24 protein-coding genes, 1 pseudogene and 1 other annotated feature are annotated in these 26,483 nt (G+C 33.4%); of the genes and pseudogenes, 1 reads left to right on the forward strand and 24 read right to left on the reverse strand.

All coding sequences use genetic code 11. The annotated features are described in order from the left end of the window. Positions 1-95: 95 nt before the first annotated feature. The 15 genes and pseudogenes from LJE08_RS05280 to LJE08_RS05345 form a co-directional block, all read right to left on the reverse strand. Positions 96-1,361, reverse strand: a complete 1,266-nt coding sequence (locus LJE08_RS05280; RefSeq protein WP_227402605.1) for a hypothetical protein — start codon at positions 1,359-1,361, stop codon at positions 96-98. A 3-nt stretch (positions 1,362-1,364) separates the two neighbouring features. Continuing rightward, entirely contained in the window at positions 1,365-1,958 is a 594-nt protein-coding gene (locus LJE08_RS05285; protein WP_117926481.1) for a thiamine diphosphokinase, read from the reverse strand. Next, positions 1,959-2,618: a ribulose-phosphate 3-epimerase gene (gene rpe / locus LJE08_RS05290; RefSeq protein WP_117926482.1), complete on the reverse strand. Its 660-nt coding sequence runs from the start codon at positions 2,616-2,618 to the stop codon at positions 1,959-1,961. Next, positions 2,615-3,478 carry a ribosome small subunit-dependent GTPase A gene (rsgA, locus tag LJE08_RS05295; protein ID WP_227402606.1) on the reverse strand — a complete coding sequence of 288 codons (864 nt, stop codon included), beginning with the start codon at positions 3,476-3,478 and terminating at the stop codon, positions 2,615-2,617. Before rsgA ends, rpe begins: the two co-directional genes overlap by 4 nt. Then, on the reverse strand, positions 3,471-5,138 hold the full coding sequence (pknB, locus tag LJE08_RS05300) for a Stk1 family PASTA domain-containing Ser/Thr kinase (protein WP_186999638.1): 1,668 nt from the start codon (positions 5,136-5,138) through the stop codon (positions 3,471-3,473). The genes rsgA and pknB overlap by 8 nt, the downstream gene beginning before the upstream one ends. Before the next feature lie 5 nt (positions 5,139-5,143). Next, positions 5,144-5,881, reverse strand: a complete 738-nt coding sequence (locus LJE08_RS05305) for a Stp1/IreP family PP2C-type Ser/Thr phosphatase (RefSeq protein ID WP_117926485.1) — start codon at positions 5,879-5,881, stop codon at positions 5,144-5,146. 4 nt (positions 5,882-5,885) lie between these two features. Further along, positions 5,886-6,929 carry a 23S rRNA (adenine(2503)-C(2))-methyltransferase RlmN gene (gene rlmN, locus LJE08_RS05310; RefSeq protein ID WP_227402607.1) on the reverse strand — a complete coding sequence of 348 codons (1,044 nt, stop codon included), beginning with the start codon at positions 6,927-6,929 and terminating at the stop codon, positions 5,886-5,888. 31 nt (positions 6,930-6,960) lie between these two features. After that, positions 6,961-8,154 carry a 16S rRNA (cytosine(967)-C(5))-methyltransferase RsmB gene (gene rsmB, locus LJE08_RS05315; protein ID WP_227402608.1) on the reverse strand — a complete coding sequence of 398 codons (1,194 nt, stop codon included), beginning with the start codon at positions 8,152-8,154 and terminating at the stop codon, positions 6,961-6,963. Between the two features lies 1 nt (position 8,155). Beyond that, positions 8,156-10,249 (reverse strand): primosomal protein N', encoded by a 2,094-nt coding sequence (priA, locus tag LJE08_RS05320; RefSeq protein ID WP_227402609.1) that lies wholly within the window; start codon positions 10,247-10,249, stop codon positions 8,156-8,158. A gap of 614 nt (positions 10,250-10,863) precedes the next feature. Next, positions 10,864-11,742 (reverse strand): annotated as a pseudogene (locus tag LJE08_RS05325) (IS66 family transposase). Next, on the reverse strand, positions 11,720-12,001 hold the full coding sequence (locus LJE08_RS05330; protein WP_227402610.1) for a hypothetical protein: 282 nt from the start codon (positions 11,999-12,001) through the stop codon (positions 11,720-11,722). Before LJE08_RS05330 ends, LJE08_RS05325 begins: the two are co-directional and overlap by 23 nt. Further along, a complete protein-coding gene (locus tag LJE08_RS15020) occupies positions 11,982-12,113 on the reverse strand; it encodes a hypothetical protein (RefSeq protein ID WP_255650311.1) in 132 nt (43 codons plus the stop codon). The genes LJE08_RS05330 and LJE08_RS15020 overlap by 20 nt, the downstream gene beginning before the upstream one ends. A gap of 40 nt (positions 12,114-12,153) precedes the next feature. Continuing rightward, positions 12,154-12,546, reverse strand: a complete 393-nt coding sequence (gene tnpB / locus LJE08_RS05335) for an IS66 family insertion sequence element accessory protein TnpB (RefSeq protein WP_227402611.1) — start codon at positions 12,544-12,546, stop codon at positions 12,154-12,156. Continuing rightward, a complete protein-coding gene (locus LJE08_RS05340) occupies positions 12,531-12,833 on the reverse strand; it encodes a hypothetical protein (protein WP_227402612.1) in 303 nt (100 codons plus the stop codon). Before LJE08_RS05340 ends, tnpB begins: the two co-directional genes overlap by 16 nt. A gap of 118 nt (positions 12,834-12,951) precedes the next feature. After that, complete coding sequence (locus tag LJE08_RS05345; RefSeq protein WP_186999792.1) at positions 12,952-15,564, reverse strand: valine--tRNA ligase; 2,613 nt, start codon at positions 15,562-15,564, stop codon at positions 12,952-12,954. Positions 15,565-15,603: 39 nt separating this feature from the next. Beyond that, positions 15,604-15,797, reverse strand: a binding site (T-box leader). Positions 15,798-15,898: 101 nt separating this feature from the next. On the opposite strand from LJE08_RS05345, the gene LJE08_RS05350 reads away from it, so the two are divergent. After that, positions 15,899-16,120 carry a hypothetical protein gene (locus LJE08_RS05350; RefSeq protein ID WP_117572451.1) on the forward strand — a complete coding sequence of 74 codons (222 nt, stop codon included), beginning with the start codon at positions 15,899-15,901 and terminating at the stop codon, positions 16,118-16,120. A 29-nt stretch (positions 16,121-16,149) separates the two neighbouring features. Here LJE08_RS05350 and LJE08_RS05355 read toward each other — a convergent pair whose 3' ends face one another. The 9 genes from LJE08_RS05355 to LJE08_RS05395 form a co-directional block, all read right to left on the reverse strand. Next, positions 16,150-17,742, reverse strand: coding sequence for a hypothetical protein (locus tag LJE08_RS05355; protein WP_227402613.1), 1,593 nt, complete (start codon positions 17,740-17,742; stop codon positions 16,150-16,152). Between the two features lie 119 nt (positions 17,743-17,861). Next, entirely contained in the window at positions 17,862-18,380 is a 519-nt protein-coding gene (locus tag LJE08_RS05360; protein WP_227402614.1) for a hypothetical protein, read from the reverse strand. Then, positions 18,364-18,657, reverse strand: a complete 294-nt coding sequence (locus LJE08_RS05365) for an HIRAN domain-containing protein (protein WP_227402615.1) — start codon at positions 18,655-18,657, stop codon at positions 18,364-18,366. The genes LJE08_RS05360 and LJE08_RS05365 overlap by 17 nt, the downstream gene beginning before the upstream one ends. 45 nt (positions 18,658-18,702) lie before the next feature. Next, a complete protein-coding gene (locus LJE08_RS15255; protein ID WP_227402616.1) occupies positions 18,703-19,068 on the reverse strand; it encodes a DUF2752 domain-containing protein in 366 nt (121 codons plus the stop codon). Further along, entirely contained in the window at positions 19,049-19,990 is a 942-nt protein-coding gene (locus LJE08_RS05375; RefSeq protein WP_227402617.1) for a GYF domain-containing protein, read from the reverse strand. Before LJE08_RS05375 ends, LJE08_RS15255 begins: the two co-directional genes overlap by 20 nt. Positions 19,991-20,100: 110 nt before the next feature. Beyond that, positions 20,101-20,727: an RloB family protein gene (locus tag LJE08_RS05380; protein WP_227402618.1), complete on the reverse strand. Its 627-nt coding sequence runs from the start codon at positions 20,725-20,727 to the stop codon at positions 20,101-20,103. Beyond that, the gene (locus LJE08_RS05385; protein ID WP_227402619.1) at positions 20,721-21,998 is read right to left on the reverse strand and encodes an ATP/GTP-binding protein; all 1,278 of its coding nucleotides are present in this window, start codon (positions 21,996-21,998) and stop codon (positions 20,721-20,723) included. The genes LJE08_RS05380 and LJE08_RS05385 overlap by 7 nt, the downstream gene beginning before the upstream one ends. Positions 21,999-22,155: 157 nt before the next feature. After that, entirely contained in the window at positions 22,156-24,000 is a 1,845-nt protein-coding gene (locus LJE08_RS05390) for a nucleoside-diphosphate sugar epimerase/dehydratase (RefSeq protein ID WP_227402620.1), read from the reverse strand. Between the two features lie 91 nt (positions 24,001-24,091). Continuing rightward, on the reverse strand, positions 24,092-25,843 hold the full coding sequence (locus LJE08_RS05395; protein ID WP_227402621.1) for an LCP family protein: 1,752 nt from the start codon (positions 25,841-25,843) through the stop codon (positions 24,092-24,094). Positions 25,844-26,483: the final 640 nt, after the last annotated feature.

The following is a 26,483-nucleotide window of genomic DNA, read 5'->3' on the forward strand; positions in this document are numbered from 1 at the left end:
ATTTTTAAATTATTTATCGAACATATGTATATCTAATTCATCTCATGACTAAAGTTATGAATGTTCTTAGATTGCATTATAAAAATATCCATTCATCACTCGCTTTCCCATTCCTTATATATACGCCTAAATACAACTGGACTGTTCTTTTTCAAATACTCTTTTTGAAGCCAATCCAAATACGTTCCTGGACTAATAATACCACGTATACTCAATACATCCGCACCTAACGTTCCCAAAACCAAATCGGTAAAAGATGCACAATTATCACCTAAAGCCCAGTAAATATGAAATTTACCACTCTTGACCTTATATAACTTTGCTCCCGTACGATAATGTAGGCGACTTGGATAATCCATTTCATATTCACTAAAACGATCATATCCATCTTCTTTTTCAATCTTTGTATACCAACGATAGCCATTCTGACGAATTTTTTCAATCTCTTTTTCAATCAATGCATTCTGTTTCGATGTTGTATAAACACCATATTCAAAAATAGAATTATTCTCTGCCGAAATCATATTCGGAATGTATTTTTCGAGTGGCACCGTAAAGAAAATGCCATCCCCAATCGTTTGATTTAAATGAAAGGAGTCACTATCATAATTTCCATAACTATAGACAATATCATCATACGCAAAACAGATGTGACCAACCTTTTGAAAGCCCTTGGGCCCGACATGGACAATCACCTTTAAGCGAACAACCTCATCCTTCTTATACGTATTTAAATCTTCAGGCTTACCATCCTCTAAATACCGGTTGACACTTGTCAAAGCCGCATCTGGAACGAAAGCACAAAGAAAAGCCGGAAGTGTGATTCTTACTTTTCGTTTCCATTTATATTTCGTTAAAGGATTGATTCCTTCATATCCATCCCCAAAATAACGCATACCTAAGATCATAAAGTAAATGCCAAAAGCACGCATTAAAAGATCTGTATGAAAGTCTGGATTCAATAACAAATAAAAGCCAAAGAAAATGTAAATAAAGCTAAACACAAAGTTAAAGAAGTTTCTTTTAATATGATTGATTTGATTAATCACAAGCTGAACAAAACAGGCAAATCCACAAAGAATACAATATCCGCCAAAGTTTACTCTCAAGATCCATTGTGGAAGATACCGAAAGTTCATTAAGAAAAACATAAACACAAAGGATAATATGGAAAAGAAAAAATCTTTATTCATTTTATTCTTTACAAAGCGAATAATTAAAACTACGCCATTGACACATAAAAATACAATAGATGCGATTAAGATCCCTGTAAAAATACGATTGGGAATCCATATCATGATGGCTCCCGCAACCATTAATATGGTTCCAATCACAAAGTTCATAGCTACATCATAGAACATAGACTACCTCCAGTTGGATTGTACACATAAAAAGCTACCTTCATCCACACGAACGATTCCCTTTTTCCCTGTTAAAGAATTACTTGTCGTATATATTTCTTCGATATGAATCCGTCTTTTATCTAATGGATATAAAAATCCCGATAAAGAAAGCACACCCTCTTGAATAGGATAAAATGAAATATGATGATACGAATCATCAATTTCATGAACGCCTACATTCATAACAGATATTCTTTGGTGCTCATCGATTAACACTACATTTTGAAAACGATACATCGCCAAGCGAATATTCGCAATCGTATGATCGATTCTTCCTTGCATGCCCCCATATAAATAGATCGTATCATAATCTTTACATAAACGAATCGCAAGCTCTGAATCCGTTTCATCCTTCATAATGGGATGTCTTTCAATTGGACACGTGATTCGTTTAAAATCCTCTTCACTTAAAGAATCAAAGTCTCCCACTGCCATTTTAATTGGAAAACCTTGATCTATAATTTTTAATGCACCAGCATCAACACCTATATAATCACAATTTTCAATTTTTGGCACAACATCAACGAGTGGTGTAATTAAAACCGCACAAGTCATTTATTCAAGCATACCTTCAATTGTTTTAGCAATGTCATTTTTAAATACGTAGCTTCCCGCAACCAATGTGTCGCACCCTGCATTTAATGCCAATCTAAACGTATCCTGGTTGATACCCCCATCAATTTCGATACGATATGAAAGGTTCAATGCTTCACGCTTTTCTTTTAACCACTCTACTTTTTTAAGCATGTCGGCCATAAATTTCTGGCCACCAAAACCAGGCTCAACACTCATAATTAAGACAAGATCACAAGATTTGAGTACATTTTCAAAAGGTTCAATGGCTGTATTTGGTTTTACGACAATACCACCTTTCGCACCCAAACCATGAATTTCATCCAATAACTTCTGAATACGAGTCAAATCATTATTCAAAGCTTCTGTATGGAAAGTTACTAGATCCGCACCATTTTTAATAAAGATAGGTGCGTATGTTTCTGGGTCTTCTACCATTAAATGCACATCCATAAATAATGGACAAGCCTTTTTAAAGCCTCTTAAAATATCAGGTCCAAACGTTAAATTCGGTACGAAATGACCATCCATCACATCAAAGTGTAACCACTCTGCTTTAGATTCTTTTAAAATTTCTAATTGTGCACTCACATTGGCATAATCCAAAGATAAAATTGAAGGTGCAATCACAATTGAATTCATAGTTTTTTACCTCTTTCTTCCATAATATTTTTATAATCCTCATAAACAGATGGATTGATTTCTCCATTTTCAACAGCCTCTTTGATCTTACAATCCGGCTCATTCAAGTGCCTGCAATCTTTAAACCGACAAGTATGAATGTATGGTTTAAAATCAAGAATACACGCATCTAAATGCGAAGTATCTAATCTTGTAAAATCTAAGCTTGAAAATCCAGGCGTATCCGCCACCAAGCCATCACACACATGGTGTAACTGGCAATAGCGTGTAGTATGTTTACCACGACCCAAAGCTTTAGAGATGGCTTGTGTCTGTAATTCAAAATCAGGATTTAGGCGGTTCAATAAAGAACTTTTACCCGCACCCGACTGACCACATAAAACAGACACTTTTCCATTTAAGATTTCCTGTAATTCTTTATCATCACTACCAGGATTTGAGAAAACCACATCATATCCCGCCTTTTTATATTTTTCAAGATCCGCCAAAATTTCTTCGGGACGATCCAATAAATCAAGTTTGGTCACACAAATCACCGGTTTGACACCTGCTAAGCCCACTAAGAAGATCAAACGGTTTAATAAGTGACAAGAATAGTCCGGATCTTTTAAACTTGTGACAATCAAAGCTTGATCTACATTGGCTATGGCCGGTCTTAAAAGACGATTTGTTCGTGAAAGAACTTTATGAATACGATATGAATCCTCAACCTTTTCATATTCGACAAAATCCCCGACGACTGGCGCTTCATGCTGGCGCATTTTACCTCTTGGTTTGGCAATGATTTCTTCTTTTTCATTTTGAATCGTATATTGATTCGAAATTATTTTTATAATTCTTCCTTTCTGCATATTAATCATAATACAGTGTCACAACACTGTTTGTTCCTTCCTGTATATATTCAGTTCCAACATCTGGCGATACACTTATGACCTTATTGCTACCTTGTCCATTTTCAATATGACTTAAGACAACCGCAATTCCTAAATCATTCAATTCATCTTTGGCATCCAATACGTCTTGACCAATCAAGTCCGAAGGAATCACAATCGAAGGATAGGTACTTACCACAAAAGTAATAGTTTCCTTACTGTCTGGATCAATACGTTTTCCTGGCGTTAAACCCTTTTGTTGTAAAACAATACCTGGATCCATATCTTTTGAGCCTTCATGTTCAACTTCAATCTGCACATTTGGACAATTCTTTGCTAATTCATAAGCAGCCTGCGAATACGAGCCATCTGTAAAGTCTGGTACTAAATAGGTAGATCCTTTAGAAACGGTTAAAACAATTTTCGCATCATTTAAAATCACTTCACCCTCTTTATAAGAAGATTTAATGACTTTTCCCTTTTCATACTTATCATTCGCCTTATAAACATACGTTACTCTTGAAGTGTTAAAATGCGCATTCTGCAACACATCGATGGCCTCATCTGGTGTCAAATCCACTACATTCGGCATTGTTTGATAGCCCAGAAAGCCACTAATCTTAATTATGCCTGTAATGCTGGCAATGAGTACAAGTACAACAATAGAAATCACAACAGCAGCACTAATCATGACAGCTGGAATCCAATTTGGTTTTTTCTTCTCTTCTTTTTCAGACTCTTCATCTTCAAAATCAATATGCCCATTATCATATTTCATCAATTCTTTATTCGAACTTGCATCCACCTTGATACGCTTCATATCACGATATTCTATATCCATGCAATGCATTAAATCATAAAGCATTTCTTTACAAGATACATAACGGTCATCTAAATTTTTTGCGGTCGCCTTTAAAATGATATTTTCAACAGACTGTGGAATATCCGGATTGAAATCACGCACATAAGGCATTGGTTTACGCAAATGCTTGATCGCAATCTCTGTCGGTGTCTTTCCTGTAAAAGGAACGTGCCCCGTTAACAATTCATAGAATACAATACCCAATGAATAGATATCCACTTGTGCATTTGGTTCTTTACCCTGTGTTGTTTCTGGCGCTAAATAATGGGCTGAACCCATAACCGTATTATTAAACGTTAGCTGTACAGAACCATGGGCTACCGCAATCCCAAAATCTGTAATTTTAATCGTTCCATCGTCTTTTACCAACACATTTTGCGGTTTGATATCACGATGAATAATATTATGATCGTGCGCGTGATCAATTGCACTGATCAATTGTTTCATAATGGCAATGGCCTCATCCACACCTAAAGCTCCGCGCTGTGCTATCAAATCTTTTAAAGTTCGACCACGAATATATTCCATGACAATATAGTGCATACCTTCATATTCACCAACATCATATATATCTACAACATTTGGATGTGATAAACGACTCGCTGCACTTGCCTCACGCTGAAAGCGCACTAATGCCATCGCATCCCCACTTAATTTATCACGCAGAACTTTGATTGCTACAATACGATTTAATATCGTATCCTTTGCCTTATAGACATCCGCCATTCCACCCTGACCAATCAAAGACAAGATCTCATAGCGGTTCGCTATTTGTTCCATCATCATAGTTATTATTCTCCATCATTCTCCATTAAGATAACTGTGCAGTTATCATAACCACCTGATTGATTAGCTCTGGCAATCAATGTTTCCGTTTTTTCCTGTAAAGAAAGACTCGAGTCATGTACAATATCCGAAATCACTTTCTTTTCAACATATCCATGTAATCCATCACTTGAAACCAACAAATATTTATATGTATTTTCAATCTTATTGATATCAATACGGAAAACATGCCATACGCCTAAGGCATTTGTTAATGTATTTTTTTGTGGATGAGACTTTGCTTCATCTAAAGTGATCTTACCCTCTTTTAATAATTGGGCAATGACACTATGATCTTCACTCATTTGAATCAGTTCATTATTATAATCCGCATAGATTCTTGAGTCTCCCACATTAAAAATAAACGTCCCAATATGAGCTTTGATGACACCCACTGCCGTAGTCCCCATACCTCTTTCATTGAAATTCTTTAAGCTTTTTGAATAAATGAAATCATTCGCCTGATTTAAATTTTCACGAATCCAGTTGTCAACTTGACGATCTTTTTCAAATACAGGAGACTTCATAAATGCTTCATACATAGTCATTACCGCTGTATGACTCGCCACTTCTCCTGCTTTTGCACCACCAATACCATCACAGACAATGGCCATCCATTCATCATTGGCATTATGAGCGATGCAATAATCATCTTCATTTAATTGTCTTACAAGACCTACATCTGTATTCGCAAAAACTTTCATCCGCCTAAATTCCTTCCTTTTTAATTTCTTTGATTCTTAATTGTCCACAAGCCGCATCGATATCGTTACCATGTTCTTTTCGAATCGTGCAACGAACATGATTCTTCATCAACAAATCATAAAAAACCATAGCTTCGTCATGGCTTACCGATTTAAAGCCCTTTTCATCTACCGCATTGTATGGAATTAAGTTGACATATGCATTCATTCCATGAAGAAGCTTTGATAATTGTTTGGCATGTTCAGGACGATCATTAACACCATTTAATAAAATATATTCAAAAGTCAAACGACGATTGTTTTCCTGACCATAATACTTAACAGCTTCCATCAACTCTTTTAATGGATATGCATGGTTAACTGGCATTAATTTATCACGCAATTCATCATTTGGCGCATGTAAACTAATGGCTAAATTGTATTGTGTATGTTCATTGGCAAAATCGTAGATTCTTGGAACAATGCCACAAGTTGAAATCGTAATATGTCTAGAACCAATACCTAAACCACGATCATGGTTTACTGTTGCCAAAAAATTCATGACATTATCATAGTTATCAAAAGGTTCTCCTGTACCCATGACAACAATATGTGAAAGGCGCAAGTTATCTTTATCCAATTCTTTTTGAACATACATAACCTGGGCAACCATTTCACCACTTGTTAGATCTCTTTTTTTCTTTGTCAAGCCACTCGCACAAAATGCACAGCCCATGTTGCAGCCAACCTGGCTGGAAACACAAATACTTCGACCATAGTCAAAGACCATCATAACACTTTCAAGTAGTGCACCATCACTTGTTTTAAACAAGAATTTTGTTGTTCCATCATGTGAAACTTGTTTTTTTATTAACTCTAAAGGATTCACAATAAAATCTTTCTTTAAGATTTCTCTTGTTTCCTTTGATACATTGCTCATTTCATCAATGTCAAATACACGATTACGATACAACCATTGAAAGATCTGATGTCCACGATACGATTTCCATCCGTGATCTAGGGCATATTCGCACATTTGATCATAATTTAAATTGTATAAACTTTCCAAAATAGCACCTCAATTTCTACCGTTCATTATATCATTTACGCACTAGTTTTGCCATATAGAAGCCATCTTGTCTTGTATCACTAAAAATGGTTTTTTCATCCACAAGACAAAACTCTTCGTGCGCACTCAAAAATTTCTCAATTTGTTTTTCATTCTCTTTTTTATTCATCGTACAAGTGGAATAGACTAAGACTCCCCCCACCTTTACATATTGACATACATTATTCAGAATAGAATACTGCAACGGAATCAACGAATCCATATCTTCAGGAACCATGTGTAATTTAATATCTGGTTTTCTAGATAATACGCCATAGCCTGAACATGGAACATCACATAAGATACGATCATATAACACAGAACTTTTAAATGTTGTCGCATCTTGTACACCTGCATGTACAATATCAATACCTAAGCGTTTGGCATCACTATCAATCAATTCTTTACGATGTGCATGTAAATCATACGAATCAATATGACCTTGATTATGCATCCTTTCGGCCATGGCCATAGTCTTTGTTCCTGGAGCTGCACAACAGTCTAGAATTCTTTCATTTTCCTTAGGATCAACAAATTTTGCAATCGCAAAACTCCCCTCATCTTGGGCACTCATATAACCTTTTTGATAGTAGTCATGATGAAAATAATCATTACCTGTATAAATATATAATGGATCTTGAACACAAACAAACGTATCCAAATCAAAATCAGCTTCACTAGTCATTAATGTATTTCGACGAACATACATGGGTAATATATTTACACTTGCACTTGCCATCATCAAAGCTTTTTCTTGTCCATATTGAGAAGCCCACATCTTATAAAGCCAATCGGGCAATGAATACTTTAAGGCTACATTGTCCGTTTCAATCGGTTTGACCTTATGCAATACGGCATTTGTCAAACCCGAATATTTCACATTGATCTTTTTGGCAATATTGACCGCATCATTGACAATCGCATAGCTTGGGACTTTATCCAAAAACAACAACTGATATGTACTCATTGTCAATAACACATCCATTTTAGGGTGTAATTTATTCTTCACATACTTTGACCAGCATTCTTTACAATAACGATAATTTTGAATGGTTCCATAAAAAATGCGTGTAGCCAATGCACGATCTTTTTCATCCACTTCCTGTAAATGATTTCTTAAATATAAATTGGAATAGACTTTTTTATTCACAACTTCATCTAAGGCTTTCCATATCCATTTTCTCATTCTATTCCTCCATCATAATTGGATGCATATTCACATCCACAACATATTTTGTTTCATCCAAATAATTTCGCACAATTTTGTGTAATAATTGATCGTCCTTTGATTTTAGAATCAAGCGCACACGATGCTTCTTTTGTTGCATACGAATTTCAATCGGACCCAATACGCGCAAAGAAGTAAAATACGATTTCGCAACACGCGCCATTTTATAGGCTTCCTGCAAATCAAAATGTGTAAATACTAAGGTACATAAATACACATAGGGTGGATACATCCCTAAATGGCGATAGCGCATTTCTTGATTAAAAAACATCTTATAATCATGCATTTGAACACATCGCATCACAAAATGATCCGAATCAAATGTTTGAATCATAACTTGTCCTTTTAGCCTTCCACGACCACTTCTTCCACTCGCTTGTTCTAACATTTCATACGCTGTCTCACTAGCCCTGTAGTCATTTCGACAAAGCGTGGCATCCGCATTTAAAATTCCAACTAAAGTCACTCTTTCAAAATCCAAGCCTTTAGCCACCATTTGCGTACCGATTAATAGATCTCCAGACTCTTCAAATTCTCTTAACAACTTTTCATGCGCATTCTTTTTTCGTGTACTATCTGCATCCATACGAACGACATGATGATTCTTAAAGATTTCTAGAATCTGTTCTTCCAAACGCTCAGTTCCCATACCGGCTTTAAAATAGTTCTTAGAATGACAGCTTGGACATTCTTCCATAAATGGAAATTGTCTTCCACAACAATGACATACCAAGGCATTTTGATTTTTGTGGTAGGTTAAAGCCACACCACAATCTGGACATATGCGTACATGACCACAATCACTACAGCGAACAATGGGTAAATAGCCTCTTCGATTTAAAAGCAAGATCACTTGTTCATTTTTAGAAAGACGCTCATGAATAGCTTGAAGCAATGTTTCAGATAAGCCGTTTGTGATTCTTTCCTTTTTCATATCTATCAAACAAATTTCCGGCATTTCATGAATGCGATTTTTAAGTTCAATCAATTCATAGACGTTCTTATAAGCTCTTGCGTACGATTCTAAAGAAGGTGTCGCACTTGCCAATACGACTTTACACTTATGATAGGCCGCACGAAATAAGACAATATCGCGCGTATGATAGCGTGGTGTATTATCTTGTTTGTAGCTAGAATCGTGTTCTTCATCCATTAAAATCAAGCCTAAAGAAGAAAACGGCATAAAACAAGCACTCCGCGTACCTACAACGATATCGACTTTATGATTTTTTACTAAATTATATTGTTCTAGCTTTTCTTGCGCATTCAATCCTGAATGATAAATCGCAATCTTTTGTTTAAAGCGCGCCTGCACTCTTTGTATCATCATCGGCGTTAAACCTATTTCAGGAACAAGAAATAGAACTTGTTTTCCAGTTGATAACACATCTTCTGCCAATCGCAAAAAGACTTCGGTTTTACCAGAACCAGTCACGCCATGAAGTAAAGAGACCGTTTTATTGGTGTTTTGAATGGTTTCAATCGCCGACACTTGCTCAGAAGTTAAAGAATGTGTAACATCCGCAATTTCACTTACACATGTATTGGAATCCTTAATTCTTTTTTCAAGAATAATATAACCTTTATCTAATAAAACCTTTGTGATGGATGGACTTACTTTTCTAAGTTCACTCATCTTGCATGGATAGGTAAAACTATGAAGCACTTCTTTTTGTCTTGATGTTAATGGTAAATCAGAATCATTTAATATCGCATAATCTTCATAGATAATTTTTGAATGCTTACTAGAAGGACGAAGAGCTGGTGGCAGCATTGTTTTATAACAAGTCACTTTCGAACTGGCATAAAAATCAGCCATATAATTTGCCAATACCTTTAATTCGTTATTTAATAATGGCTTTTCATCTATGACTTCAATGACAGGCTTAATATTTTTAAAATCGCTTTCTACATCAACTTCTTCGACAAATCCTACAAGTGTACGATTGTTGAATTCAACACGGACTCGACAACCAACTTCAACATGACAATCACAAGAATATGTAAAGGTATTGCGTAGGCGATTGTATTCTACATATACATTAATCAGCATGCATCTATTATAACATCATTCTGGATTTGACATTTATATTTATTTTAGAATATTTCACCAAAACCACCAAAAGCACCAAAATGGTGCTTTTATACTTTTATCCAATAATTTCTCTGCCCGTGTCGTAATAATCAAGTTATAATTATGATGTAGAAGATAAGATACAAGCCATCGAATATTGTTTAGAAAACTCTATGTCTAATGATTCTACATTCTATTTAAATTTTACCTCCACGAGTGGTAAAGGTAAGATTGGTCATTCAAAAAAACTACGCAAAGAATAATAACGCACACTTGAAGGACTATGATTTGCAAAAAAGAATTATGGTATCCTCAATGTTGATTTTGCAGATCAAGAATTAGCACACAAAATTTATTCGACAAATTAAAAGATCCGATTTGAAATGATACAATGTCATTGTCAATCGAATCTATTCTTTTTTTACATATAGGTTCTTTGGCAGCTGTTTAGAGTACGGCAACACACTATTTTTGATTTCATTTGATAATCCTTTGGTGCTCAATATATCCAGCACATATTCCAGATATTTATATGTTGCGGATTCTATCAAACTTAAATATATGGTACTTGCTTTAGCACCTTTTTTTGTATTTTAAAACAAGAAATTCTTTCTGGCTATTACGAATGGTTTGATTCTTTGTTTAGCTAGATTGTTGCTTAATTCATAGCGACCATCTTTAAAGAAATTTCTTAGATACTCTTCTTCATGGAATGTATAACTGATTGCTGATCCCATTTTTCCTTTTGGCAGGTATTGGCCTTCTATTTCATGAAGGTACACAAAAAACTCATTGAATATAGGTAACGACTCTTCCTGACGTCTCTTATAGCGTTCGGTTGGTGTTGCACCTTCTTTTTTCAATGTTTCTTCAATTTTGAACAGTTTGTTTATATAATGGATCGCTATCAGAATATTTTTATATCCAGGATGGCTATCAAGATATTCGATCCTTTCTTCTCTTGTGGAAAGCTTTCGAATTTCTTTTTCTCCAATGGATGCTTTCTGTGTTTCTACGAATTTTCTTCGTACATGCGACATGCATCCTACAACCATCAGACAAATATCCTTATGCTATGCTTCATATCCATCACTGTGAGCTATGGCTTGACTGTCTTCTCTAAGAATCATCGTCGCATTTTCGTATTTCCGATTTCCTGGACTGAAGTACAACGCCATCTGAATGGTTTCGAATGTTCCGCTCATTCCCATCCACACATATCCCTTTTTTCGACCGTCCTTACAGTCTTCAATGATTTGAAGTGGTGCTTCATCCAAATATACAGTCTCCAGCTTTTTAAAGTCGTCACACATCTGATCGAATACATATTCCAGATAATCATTTGAGCACTGCATCATCCAGTTGCTCAAATTTTGACGATTGATGCATATATTTTGCCTGTTTAGATCCTGTTCTTGTCTATATAGTGGTGTTCCCAAAACATATTTATTATATGCCAACGCTGCCTTCAATAAGACAAAATGGTTTGTATTTTAACTCATACGAAATCGTTGGCTTTAACTCTTTCATCAAAGAACCACATTCTGGACATGATCTGTTTTTTGTTGAATGATGAATTGTTTCTTTTATTTCCAAATCTGAATAATCATTCTCTTTTGATTTTGGCTTTCTCTTCTTGCCTTTTTTTGTGCTTTGGACCTCAGGCTCTAATAAATCATCCGGATTCACATTATCAAGTATCTTTTCGATTTCATTGAATAAGGGAAGCATTTTCAGAAGTTGAGCCAAACTTACTTCTTTTCATGGATACAAGCTGATCCAAATATGTCATTTTAGAAATCGTTTCTCCAATCGCATATTCCTTCAGCTCTTCACGGTCCATTTTTCAAACTTTTCTTGTAATTTATTAATATCTTCAACATTTACCATACATATGTATTATACCACAAATGCGCATAAAAAGACTGTAAATAAAGCGTTTTATGCGTATTTAAATAACTTGTTTTCAAAAGTTTTTTCTGTTCCATCCTTAAACCTTCAAGAAGCCATCTCAATTGCTGCTTCGTTATTGTAGCTATGCCATCATCACGAATTGGAAACTGAAAATGCTCTTTTTCAAGCCTTTTATACAGAAGCCAGAATCCATTTCCGTCCCAGTACATACACTTTATTTTATTTCTATGTTTATTGCAGAATATGAACAACGCATCCTGAACGATAGATGCATATCCATCAATTTCTTTTCTCAGATCTGTAACATTCTTTACAATATAGATCTCTGGAATATCATCAAAACTAATCATAACGACAAACATATTTTTATGATTCTTTGTATATCCTTGTCTGGAACAGATACATTAAATTCAAAACGCATACCATTTAATTTAAAACGGATGCATCCAGTGTTTGAAGATCCAATATCATCATTCACTTCAACAGCTACAAGAGAAGGTTCTTCAGTAGCCCATTTATATCTGCTCTTTGCATTGTAGAATGCTTTGTCAAATATACCATGAAGCTTACAATACTGAGAAACGCTCAATTCGCTAGATTCTTGATCTGCGGATATATGCATCCATTCCACTTTTGAAGTACCTTGCATAAAAATACGATTTCCTTGTGGTTCTATTATTTCACAAAGAGATCGTTATTTTAATATGGGCCTATTTGACGCTTACAAAAAAAACGCCTAGAGCTTGTCTCTAGGCGTTTGATTTATACTATCCTAATTTCTTAAGGATGTTATCTAATTGTGCTTTCGTCATTTCTAGCTTTTCTGTGTAAGATGCTAGTTTTTCTTTTTCTGCATTGACTTTAGCTTCTGGTGCTTTATTGACGAATCCAGGATTTTTCAACATACCTGAACAACGTTTGATTTCGTTTTCTAGGCGTGCAATTTCTTTTTCTAGTTTTCCTTTTTCTTCTTCTAAGTCAATTAATGCATCCATTGCGACTGTTAATACAGCTTTTTCGATTGTACGAGAAAGTACATCTTCTGTATTTAGGTCTTCTTTGACTGTGGCGTGTGCCATACGTGCTAGGATGGCAGTTGATTCTGTATTTAGTGCTACATAGCCATTGTCGTTGTGTAGTGAGATTGTTAAGTCTTCACTTGGTTTCATTGCGTATTCGACTTTGATTTCACGTACAGTTTGAATAGCACTGATTACTAACGCCATTTCATCTTTTTCTTTATCTGTGTATTCGAATTCAACTTTTTCTGGCCATGTTTCTACGTTTAAGCTGGCTTTTTCGTGTGGCAAGTTCAAATAGATTTCTTCTGTCACAAATGGCATGAATGGTGATAATACTTTTAGAATTCCCATCATGACTGTGTATAGTACAGCTTTCGTATTGGCTACTAGGCTTTCGTCTTCTGAGTATAGTGTGGCTTTTGATAGTTCAATATACCAGCTGCAGAAGTCATCCCATACGAAGCTATATAGTTCGTTTCCGACGATGGCTAATTCGTATTTGTCCATATTTGTTGAAACGTGGTCTAATACTTCGTTAAAGCGTGCTAGAATCCATTTGTCTACGCTATTTGCTTTTGACATGTCTAGTTCTGGTTTTGTGTCACCAATTTGCATTTGAACATAACGAGCTGCGTTCCAGATCTTGTTAATGAAGTTCCAGCTTGCGTCCATCTTCGTTTCATCAAAACGTAGATCTTGTCCTGGTGTTGAGTTTGTTGTTAAGAAGAAGCGTAGTGCGTCGGCACCTTTTTCTTGAATCACATCCATTGGATCAATACCATTTCCTAATGATTTAGACATCTTGCGTCCTTGTGTATCACGTACAAGTCCGTGGATCAATACGTCTTTGAACGGACGGTTCTTCATGCAGTAGCGTGTTTGGAAAGCCATACGTGCTACCCAGAAGAAAATAATGTCATATCCAGTTACTAATACATCATTTGGGAAATATCTTTCTAGATCGGCTGTATTTTCTGGCCAGCCAAGTGTTGAGAATGGCCATAATGCACTTGAGAACCATGTATCTAATACATCTTCATCTTGTGTCCAATTTTCAATATCTTTTGGATCTTCCATTCCTACATAGATTTCACCTGTTTCTTTGTTTGTCCATGCTGGAATTCTGTGTCCCCACCATAACTGACGAGAAATACACCAATCTTCAATGTTTTCTAGCCATTGTTCAAATGTTTTATTGAAACGTGGTGGTACGAAGTTAATTCTTTGATCTTCGATTTCTTGGTTCTTTAATACTTCTTCAGCCAATGGTTTCATCTTCACAAACCATTGTTTGCTTAAGTATGGTTCTACAATTACGCCTGTTCTTTCTGAGTGTCCTACTTGGTGTAAGTGTTCTTCAATGTGATCTACAACACCCGCTTCTTTAAAGTCGTTAACTAAGGCTTCACGACATTCAAAACGATCCATACCTGCATATTTACCACACATATCATTCATTGTTCCATCTGGATTCATACAGATTGGCATTGGTAAGTTGTATTTTTTAGCTAATGCGAAGTCATTAGGGTCATGGGCCGGTGTACATTTCATAACAGCTGTACCAAAACTCATGTCAATATAATCATCGGCCATGATTGGAAGTTTATCTCCGTTGGCAGGGTTAATGGCGTGCATTCCAACGATGTCTTTATATCTTTCGTCATCTGGGTGTACAAAGATAGCTTGGTCGGCAAACATAGTTTCTGGACGTGTTGTCGCAATCACTAATTCTTGTCCTGTTTCAACCACTTTATACTTGAAGTAGTACATGTGTCCCATGATTTCTTTGTGTTCAACTTCAATATTTGACAATGCGGTTTTAGCTTCTGGGTCCCAGTTAATAATTCTTTCACCTTGGTAGATTAATCCATCATTGTATAAATCTACAAAGACTTTACGAACGGCTTGAGATAATCCTTCGTCTAATGTAAAGCGTTCACGACTATAGTCTAAAGATAATCCTAACTTAGCCCATTGGCTACGAATAGTCGAAGCATATTCTTCTTTCCATTCCCAAGCTCTTTCTAAGAATTTTTCACGACCAATGTCATAGCGAGAAATTCCTTCTGATTTTAAACGAGCATCTACCTTTGCCTGTGTTGCAATACCCGCATGGTCCATTCCGGCTACCCAACATACATCATAGCCTTTTAATCTTTTATAACGACATAAAATATCTTGTAGTGTTGTATCCCATGCATGTCCTAAGTGTAACTTTCCTGTTACGTTTGGTGGAGGGATCACAATACAATATGGGCGTTTAGACAAGTCGCCCGCTGTGAAATATCCTTTTTCAATCCAATTTTGGTATTTATCATTTTCTACTGCTAAATGATTATACTTTGCTTCCAACGTCATCCACAATCATCCTTTCCGTACATATAAAAAAGCACATCCCCATAGGACGTGCTTGACGTGGTACCACCTAATTTTATTCTCATTCACATTAACGCTGTGTCACGAAATTTACTACTCTTAATTCATAAATTCAACTCAAAGACTACCTTCGCTTATCCAACACACAAGCTTTCACCAAACGCTTGCTCTCTATAGAATTGGCATAAACTACTCCTTCTTGTCATCGCTTTGAATTTAGTTTATCAAAGAAAAAGTAAAAACTCAAATCATTTTGAAAAATTAGTTGTTTTATTCTCTACTTTACTATATGATGATTAAAGAAAGCGGTGTAAACATGGATAATCAATTATACAATCAAATCAAAGCTGTTCATGAACAATATATTAAAGAACAGAATCGTTTAGAAGACGAAATCGATAGACTAAGACGAGAAATCGTTTGTCTGGATAATGAAGACGAAATTGAGGCGTTAAATAAACTCGTTAAGATCGATGATATTAAGCGTAAGATGGTTGTAGAATTCATTCATAGTTTAGATAAGATTGTAGAACAATAACTCTACAATCTTTTTTGTTATGTACAATCTTAATCTATTCTTTGAATGATATCATAATATGCGTCATCTTCGCCTGGATCAAATTTCACAGGTATTGTTTCATCACCTTCTAGTAGTTGAATCATTTTAGATTTTCTCCCATAATCCCTCATTATTGCACTTTTATATACACGTCTATGACTAAATCTTAAAATCTGCCCAAACAATTCAACATTATTTTCTCCATCTGCGAGAAAACTTACTGATTTTGAGAAATCTGATATATTATTTTTAGCAAGTGAACCAAACTGTATTGTTAACTCCGTACCTTTCCAAGATATGGATTTATTATTATTCTTAATCAATTCTGATAGAGAAAATATAATTTTGGACTGATTTACTTCAATTTTTTCAGGTAAATCAAATATTACATCAAAATAACTCTCTATCAAACATAATCTAGTGTACAAATCTATTTCAAAATCAATTGAAGTAGTATCATAATCAGATTCATGATATTCAAGTGATTTAGCAACTTCTTTTTGAAGATCGTAAGAATAAATAGAAAATTCTTTTTTCATGACAATATCTCTTATAAACATTGAATAATTCAAATGTTCTTTGCTATTCATATTTTTAGCATGCGATGTAAAACTAAAAATTCTTTCACCTTCTGTCTTAAATCTAAATTCAAAATTGACTTTTGCATTTCTTTGTTCATCATTTGTAACGATATATGTTCCATCATCTAAAATTTCTTTTGTTCTCAATAAGACATATTCAAAATATATTTTACCGCCAACTTTAATGGAACACGGAAAAGCTGGTGGAAATTCTTTATGTTTTAGCACTAGGTTTTCGCCTATCATTCTTTCCGCTTCATATTGGCACGGATTTTCAATAGAACCTAATAATTTTCTAGCATCCTTAACCTGTATGATCATATCTAATTGATGTCTATATGAAAAATCTAGTGGATCAAAACCATTAAAATAATTTATATATTCCCCAATTTGTAAATCTGCTTTTATATCCATTATTGGCGGATATTTTTGAATCGAGTTTTCCTGTAAAGGTACACTCATAAATTTTCCTTGATTCAAAGAATATCCATATTCCGGATATAATTTATGTTGTGTTGATATGATATTGAACAAATTATTAATTTTTGTTTCAGCCAAATTTAACTGATTATTATTTACTAATTGAACAAAATTATCCGATGAATACTCAGCCAATTCTTTTTGCGAAGATAAAACCAATTCCCTCGATTTATCCATTTTATCTGTAATATTCTCTACAATATCATCCACAATTTCAGAACGCAAAAGATAATCTTTAATAGTTAGTTGTTTTTTGTAGAAATCTCTAATGACATCAATACAATTAGCAACTAGCTTTGTTACTTTAGCCTTTGATTCTTTCGTATTTGCTTGAGAAAATTGCAAACCTTTATTGATAATTGTATTACGTGCTTTTTCTCTTTCTTTTCTCAATTTTGAAAATACTCTTATCTTCATATCTTCAATCAAATTATTTGAAACATAGTCAAGTAATCCTTCAAAATCAAATTCTTCGTCAATTGAACATAAATCAAAATATTCCTTCTTGGAAAGAATATAATCTTCAAGATCTTTTTTCAATTTGTGTCATTAATTTTTTCGTTTGTTTTGCTTTTCGCTACACCAACACCAATATTTAATAATTCCTCTAACAAATAATCTGCAATCATTGTTTCTCCTTTCTATAAAACTTTCTTTCACTATCTTAGTCTTTGAATATATTGATATACATCCTCGTTCCAATTCTTTAATTCATTCGGATTTGTATAATACAAACTCAATGCTTCACAAAAGAATTCATTCGCATTGTGTATACCCAAATCATAATATCCAATCTTATTTTCTGTATAGAGTTGTTTAAACTCTTTAGTCGATGAATACTTACATTTCGAATCTATAATATGACCAATTTCATGAATCATGACACTCTTATAATCCTTAATAGATTTTGTACGACTATCTACTAGTAGAGTAATACTATCCTTTGTATAACTACCATCCACTATTTCTTGTTCACTATATTCAAAATGATCTGGATCACACAATACTACAGATTTACACTCACTCTTTAATGAATCCGGCAATGCATTATATTCAGAAATAATTTCATCCTGAATCTTTTTATCTATCGTTCCATTTGTTGTAACGACATGCTTACTGCATCCGCATAATAAACATACAAATAACACTAAAATACTTTTCCTATTCAATAAGCTCACAAATAACTCCTTTGTCTAATATGAATTTAACTTTACCACTCGCTTCTTCACTGATTTTATCATACAATCTTCCAGCACTATAGCTTTCTCCAAGTACTGTATAAGGACTATTGGCTACATATCCAATCTTTCCTAGACCAGAAAGATTTACACTAATGGCTTCTTTATCATATTCATTATCTTTTTCTTTCTTTAAATAAACAATCATTTCTTTTTCTAGAAATGAATCTCCATAATAAAAATGTAATCCTGTAACTGTAAAATAAATGTTTGACATGAGTATGTCCTCCTTTTTAATTTTAAGTTACAACATTAATTGACATTATGCGTGTCTAAATAATAAATAAATCAAATTATTTTTTGAATAGATCATTGGACTATTTGGAAAATAAAGAATCATACGGTATATATAATAGACAATCATGAGTGTACACCATATGATTAATATCATTTTTCTTTTCTCAGGTTTTAACAGGCATAGAATGCCACAAATAAGTGTTGGTATTAATAGAGCATGGTAATACAAAGATAATTGAATATTTCCTTTCAGAAGATAATACAGGCTTGTTTTCATGTTGCATCCTGGACATGGCAATCCTGTTATGAATTGAAAGAGGCATTTATAGAATAATAAAAGAAGGAATAGTATGAGAACTATTCCTAAATATCTAGTCTTTTGCGAAATCATTAATATGACTCTGAAGGATGCAAAAGGATACTAATGATAATTGAAGTATAGATAATACCATTAAAACGATACTATCATCACTAGGATGATGTCCATTACTTCTTGTAAGACTTGAAACCATCTTACCAGCCTTCCATAAGTAGTATAATAAGTAGATTCCACATGTCACAATGCTTAATACAACAACAAGTCCTGGTTCAGCACCTTTTTCTTGGTTTTGACTTTCACATAAATCATTTAAGTCATGTGCAATTGTATATAGCCAATAAATACTATAAATGAAACAAGTAACTAGACTTAATACTACACATAGTCCAATACTCTTTTCTTTTACAACTCCAGTAGTAAATGAAAAACTTGGTTCTACATGCACTTTTTCATTACCTGCAAGCTCGGTATTTTTTAATCTTTGCCAATCTTGCATGCCTGTTTTCCATACAAAACTATTTCCAGTTAATACACCGCTATCAATAAATCCTTTCATGTCTGATTCACTAAAAGGACCTTTAGAATCATTATTCTCTACATAATACCAATCATTTGAAGATGATGAAGTAGAAATAAATTCGTTTAATTCTGTATTCTCTAGTCTTTCCCAGTCTTTCATACTTGCCTTCCATACTAGAGTACTACCATTGATTTCACCAGAAGTAATCTTAGCCTTCATCTCATCTATACTGAATGATCCTTTAGAGTCATTGTTCGATACATAGTACCATTCTTTGACTGATGTAGTTGATTCATTCTCATTTACTGATTCCTCATTATTTGTATCAACTTCAGATTCATTAACTTCTTCTTCAGTCTTATCTACTACTGTAACAGGTACAACAATATCTTCATCGACTTCTACCTTTGTTCCACAATTTGAACAAAATTTAGAATCATCACTTATTTCGTGCCCACAATTTTTACAAAACATATTCAATCTTCCTCTCGATTAATTCAATTATAAAATGAATACTTTCTTAACTCAACCACTTAAGAAAAACTTAAGAAAATAAAGAATAGCTCAGATTATATATATACCAATTATTGCTCAGTATTTAAAAGTATCTCAACTATTTTATATACATCTGTATATGGAATTTTCTTAATCCGATCAATCGTTCCATTACTTTGATGATAATCTTCCAACTTTTTTGAATTTTCAATCGCTTGTTTTGAATTTCCTACAATCAGTTCAAAAACATCTTTACTTTTTGAATAATCTGAAATATAGGAATTTAAATCTCTAATAGCTTCATCATTCGAACAATATGGTTTAGTACTGTATCTAAAATGAAGAAGATACCAGACTTCAAAACATGGATTTGACAAATAAAGAGAAACATTATTTTGTCTAGCCAATTTAATGGCTGCTCTTAATTCTTTTTCCCTACCCCGTTTGAAATCAACATCAATAAAACATGCTAAGATATCTCCTTGTTTTAAATCTAATTCTTCTTGTTTAGCTGTTTTTAACAAGTCGCGAATAACACCTTCGGGATTGGTATTGTTTCCTTTAGCAACATTAATTTTATATTCACTTTGAGTTTGGTTAAAAGCTGTAAAATAATTTTTTTCTGTTTGATTACTTCCTTCCGTTCCGATTAAAATGATTTTTTTAGGCTTTCTAGAATATTTTCCTCTTTTCTTTTGCCCTACTCTTTTTACCATTCAATATCCTCCAAATTTACAAATGGCATAGCACCATATCTTCCTTGCAAATACCCTTTTTGAATGTTTTCAGATTTTCTAGGTGAGAATTCATCCAGTGAATATAAATCAGAAACGCCAGTTTTATTATTTTTTTCAACAAAATAAATTTGATCACGTCTAAATAAATTTAAATCTAACAAACTAATTTCATGAGTATTAAAAATTAATTGTGCATTATTTTTATTAATATTTGGATTTTGAAACATTTCAATCAATGATTTAGTCATTGCAGGATGTAGAGCGTTATCAATTTCATCTATAATGATTGTTCTGCCATTTTCTAATGCATTCTTTAAAACCGGACCATAAGTAAACAATCTCTTTGTACCATTTGATTCATCAAAATAGTTCAAAGGATATTCCTTTTTCTCTCCATTTTCTACAACCTGATGAGACGTAACGATTCTACGCTGTTCTAATACTTTCTTAGCAGACGGAATTGGATTCATTAACCCTTGTAGTTCTGGTGGCAATTCAAATGGTAATTGATTCACTTCACGTTTTATACTTTCATAATTAAAATTTGAAATATTAATATCTGCTTTTTGTAGTAAATGCAACATAAATGTATTTAATGAACTATCATTATTATTTTGATGTCTATCAAATTCTGTATACATTAAATCTTCTAGATTTTGAGAATCATATGTATCAATCATAGTTGCAAACCACATATATGCATCTCGAGTTAAATCACTATTCCAACTTGTTGCAGTCGCAAGAAATAATTTATTTGAAGTATTTTTATCTACGATTTGAGATAGTTGTGATTTTGTTTTAGTTGTAAATTTATATTTATTAATTTCACTTCTCTCAAAAATCAAAGATGGTTTAGAGCTCTTGTATTCATATAAATACTCTTCCCATACATTATTTGAATCCAAAACAAAACCATACTCATATTTCACATCATTATATGTATAGATAAAATCAAACTTAGTTTTATCAAATCGACTCTTACTATCCAATAAAAACGGTGTCACCATTAAAGGCTGATCTACTTGTAAATTATTCGAATTACGAATCATAATAATAGCTGCAGTTAATGCTTTATGAAGATTTGATTTACCCGCTGCATTTGCACCATATATAGCAACACTTGGTAAAATACCTTCATTTTTAAAAGACAATAAATTTTCACTATGTGAATTATCTTTGTTCGTGCTTAAGCTTAAGACTGTTTCATCTCTAAAAGATAGAAAATTTGTTACTGAAAATTGAATTAACATAACAATCCCTCCACCACAATAATACTTTTATTTTTTACTAAAAACAACTTATTTTACTCGTTTTTGCATTTTTATTGCATTTTTGCATATTTTGAAACAATTTTTAACTATTATAAAAGTGAATGTCATATCCAACATTCACTCTTAAATTGTTCAATCATTCTTTAATCATGTCCATTAATACTTCTTTGATTTGTAGTTTGTCATCTGTTTGATTCATTAATTCATTTAGCTTATTTAACTTAGAGTCTACTTCTTTTGAATCGATGTCCATCTTTTCGTGTACAAAGATTAAATTGTTGTCTGTCTTATGACATTCTTCCATTTCTAGAGCTAATTCTTCAAACATCTTTTCTCCAGGACGTAATCCAATTTCTTGAATTTCAATATCTCTTCCTGGTACAAGTCCTGCCAAGCGAATCATTTTGTCAGCTAAATCCCAAATTCTTACTGGTTTGCCCATGTCTAATACAAAAATTTCTCTTTCGTTGGCATAGAATCCTGCTTGTAATACTAATTGAGCTGCTTCTGGAATAGTCATAAAGTAACGTTTAATATCTTTGTGTGTTACAGTGACTGGACCTCCATTTTTAATTTGTTCTTTAAAGATAGGAATAACAGAACCATTGGATCCTAATACATTACCAAAGCGCACAGCCGCCATATGAATACCACCCTTAGTATTTCTTGATTGCATATACATTTCTGTCATACGCTTAGTAGCACCCATTACGTTTGTTGGATTTACCGCTTTATCTGTTGAAATCATAATAAAACGAGATATACCACAGTCGCAACAAGCATCTATCACATTCTTTGTTCCAAAGATATTATTTCTAATAGCTTCTGTAGGACGATCTTCCATTAAAGGTACGTGTTTATGTGCTGCCGCATGATAAACTACATCCGGGTTGTAGTTTCTCATAAGCTTATAAATTTCTTCTCTTTCACGAATGGAAACAATTAAAGATTCTAGTTGAATAGAATCATTCATCTGTTTCTTTCGTTTCATAACTAAGAATTCTTGTTTAAGCATATATAGTGCATTTTCATTAATATCCACCATAATCAATTTAGAAGGATTGAAATGAATAATTTGACGACACAATTCAGAACCAATAGATCCACCGGCTCCGGTAACACAAACTACTTTATTCGTAAGATAAGAACCAATCTGATCGACTTTTAAGTCAATGCTAGGACGGTTTAATAAATCCTTGATATCAATATCTTCAAATGAAATATGATTACTCTCATCATTTCCAACAAAGATATGCATGATTTTTGTTGGAATAGAAGTGGATGTACATAAATCTAAGATTTCTTGTTTTCTTTCGTCACTTACAGAAGAAATTGTAATAAAGATACAATGAACATTGTTCTCTTGACAAATACGCTCTACTTCAGAAATCGTTCCAAGTACTGGTTTACCACTTAGCATAGTCCCCTTTTTCTTAAAGTCATCCAAGAAACCAATCACATTGTATGGATAGGCCATATTATGATAAATTTCATTCATCAATAAATATCCACCATTACCAGCTCCTACAATCAAACAATTATCCACTCTGTCCATATCGACTATATAGCGTCTTGCCATTCTATATAGCATTCTTGCCCCTAAAAGAAATATAAAACATAACAATTCAGCTAGTGCGATTAATTCTATACTAAATAGATCAACTTTTATAACGAAATAAGACATGATTAAAAAACACACAAAACAACTTAAAAATGTACGTATAATTTCATTTGGCCCTGTATATGTCCATAATGACATTTGTGTTTTAAACAACCGTAGAACAATAAAGTGTAGAAGCAACATGAATATTAATCCAAGACTTAACATCTTTGTCAGTGCGATTGTTTTCTCATTAATAAAGAAATTATTTTGAATCATGTATGCCACTAAATAAGAGAACATGACAATACATACATCAATGAGTGATATTAGAATTCCTCTATATTTTTGGTATATATTTGATTTGTATAAACTATTCATATGTTAAAAACCTCTTTTACATTTCTTTATTATAACTTAAAACATATAAAAAGTAAAAAAGCCATCTCTTTACGAAATGGCTAGTGGTATTCTATCCTGCATAATCCTCAGAACAATCATATTCTGCAGGTTCTTCTGGCTGATAGTAATATTCATCATTTTCCTCATAATAAGGCTCTTCATACGTATAATACTCTTCATCTGTTTCTTCACTATTGTTATTCATCTCAGCAAACTCTTGAGCATTGCCTACTGAATTATCTTCACTCGGTTTTTGAGAAAAACCAGAAGTATCTTTTACAGAAGATGCCTTTTTACCATCCAAGATAGCTTGAATCTTCCTTCTTGCGATTTCATTCATTTCTTCATTTTGAACAATGACTGAAGCATAGCCTGAAGAAGCATAACAGAATCTAGAATCTGAATCCCCCACAAGTGAATATGATTCAAATTTCCAATCCGGCATATTATTCAATTCATACTTGATAAAATCACTGATTTCATCATTCGATAAATTTGTATCAAAAGCTACAGCCAATGCATCCATAAACTTACCATAGTTTGTGATCATCGTAGGTGAAATAATACGTTTGATAATAGCTTTAAATACTTTCTGTTGGTTACGAACACGCTGATTGTCACCATCCAAATAGGCGTGTCTTTCACGTGCAAAGGCTAATGCCGTTTCACCATCTACATGATGTTGACCAACACTTAAACCAGGTTGTCCATTCGCATATAGAATATCAACTTCTTCACCCTTTTGAATATCCAAATCAATTCCATCCAGTGCATCAACTAAGTTTACTACACTAGAGAAGTTAATACGAATATTATAATTGATTTTTATACCCAATGCTTTTTCAATCGTTCTTTCCGTACACTTCACACCCATTAAACCAGAATGCGTTAATTTATCCTTACTATCTTCAGGACAAGCATTATCCCCAGTTTCATCACATACTAAGTCAACATAATAATCACGAGGAATACTCGTCATTAAAATACGACCCGTGTTAGGATTTACCGTCAACAACATATTCGCATCACTACGCATATTACTATCCTGTAAAGATCCATAAGAATCGTTGCCACTCACTAAAATAGTAAACGCATCTTTAGTAATATTTTTAACAGGATCACTCGGGTTATCTGTCTTGTCTACTTTTGTATATTCTACATTTTGGTAAATTGTTTTCGAATCCGTTTGAAAATTAAAATACGCCTCACTCTCATGTAGAATATCACGATACTTTTCATTTAAACAAATCGCATCGACTTTATCATCATAGAAAGCCGTCATTAAATCATCTAATGAATCATATTCCTTTGTCTTATAAGATATTTTCTTCTTATCTAAAGAATCCAACATACGCTGAGTAGCTTTCTTATCCACACTCAACATTGTACCAATTGTCTTTTTCTTCAAATTATTCTCGTTCTTGATTGAAGAAGCTTTCTTAACAACAATCGAAGTAGTTGTTGCCTTACTATCCGCAAGGCTTGTTACGACATCAAACGTATCCTTTGTCTTAAATAAGAAATAATTGCCATACGCAAGACCAATACACATGCATAAAGATATCAACCCAAATAGAAAACGACTAAAGAACTTCTTAGCCTTAAACCTCATTAAAATAGTCAGAATTAAAGCTAATAGTATAAACACCAATGAAACTAATATTATTAATTTAAAAGGCAATAAATTCAAACGAATCATTTGAAAAATAAATGCACCCAACGCAATAAACATAAATACAGTTAAAAACTTACTGATAGGACGCTTATTTTTCTTCTTTTTCTTTTTCACATTCTGTGAAAGTTTTACATCCTTTTTAGACATAACAAAATCTCCTATAAACTCTTTTTGTAGCTCACATTTATTTATTATATAATAAATGACCATTGGTTGGCAAATTCACCATTTTTGGTTAAAATTAAACGATCCAAATTGGTTATCTTTAAATTACCACTATCACCCATCCAATAAGGTGAAGCAAGTACAGTTGATACGGTAACGAAGTCCATTAAATCCGTTGTATAAGTCCACACCTACTTTGTAGATATAAAAAGCACTCCAATTCGCAAGAATTGTAGAATTTTAAATTCTACAAATACATATAAAATTGAAGTTGTATAAATAGCTCTGAGCGTGTGAAATACTCATCAATAGCATTAAACCCTCAAATCCCAGTAAAAGAATGGTGTGATTTATTTAAGAATTGTACATACGCTGATGTGTGTTTAGATTGAGTTCTATGTAAAACATATCGTTTAGGATTTAAAGGTGAATCATTAAGAAACTGAACTAAAGAATTGATGCACCGGTTGACCGCTGCAAATATACCGATGGTGCGCTACACGCGCACCATTTTTCCGTCATATGCATTGAAGTTAATGAATTTATTGTGGAATATCTGATGGGCACAAAGGAAACTTTAATATATCTACAATAGGCACCAATTTCTATTTTGAAGTAGCCA

It is taken from the genome of Holdemanella sp. DFI.5.55 (genome assembly GCF_020593575.1).
Classification (GTDB): Bacteria; Bacillota_I; Bacilli_A; order Erysipelotrichales; family Erysipelotrichaceae; genus Holdemanella; species Holdemanella hominis.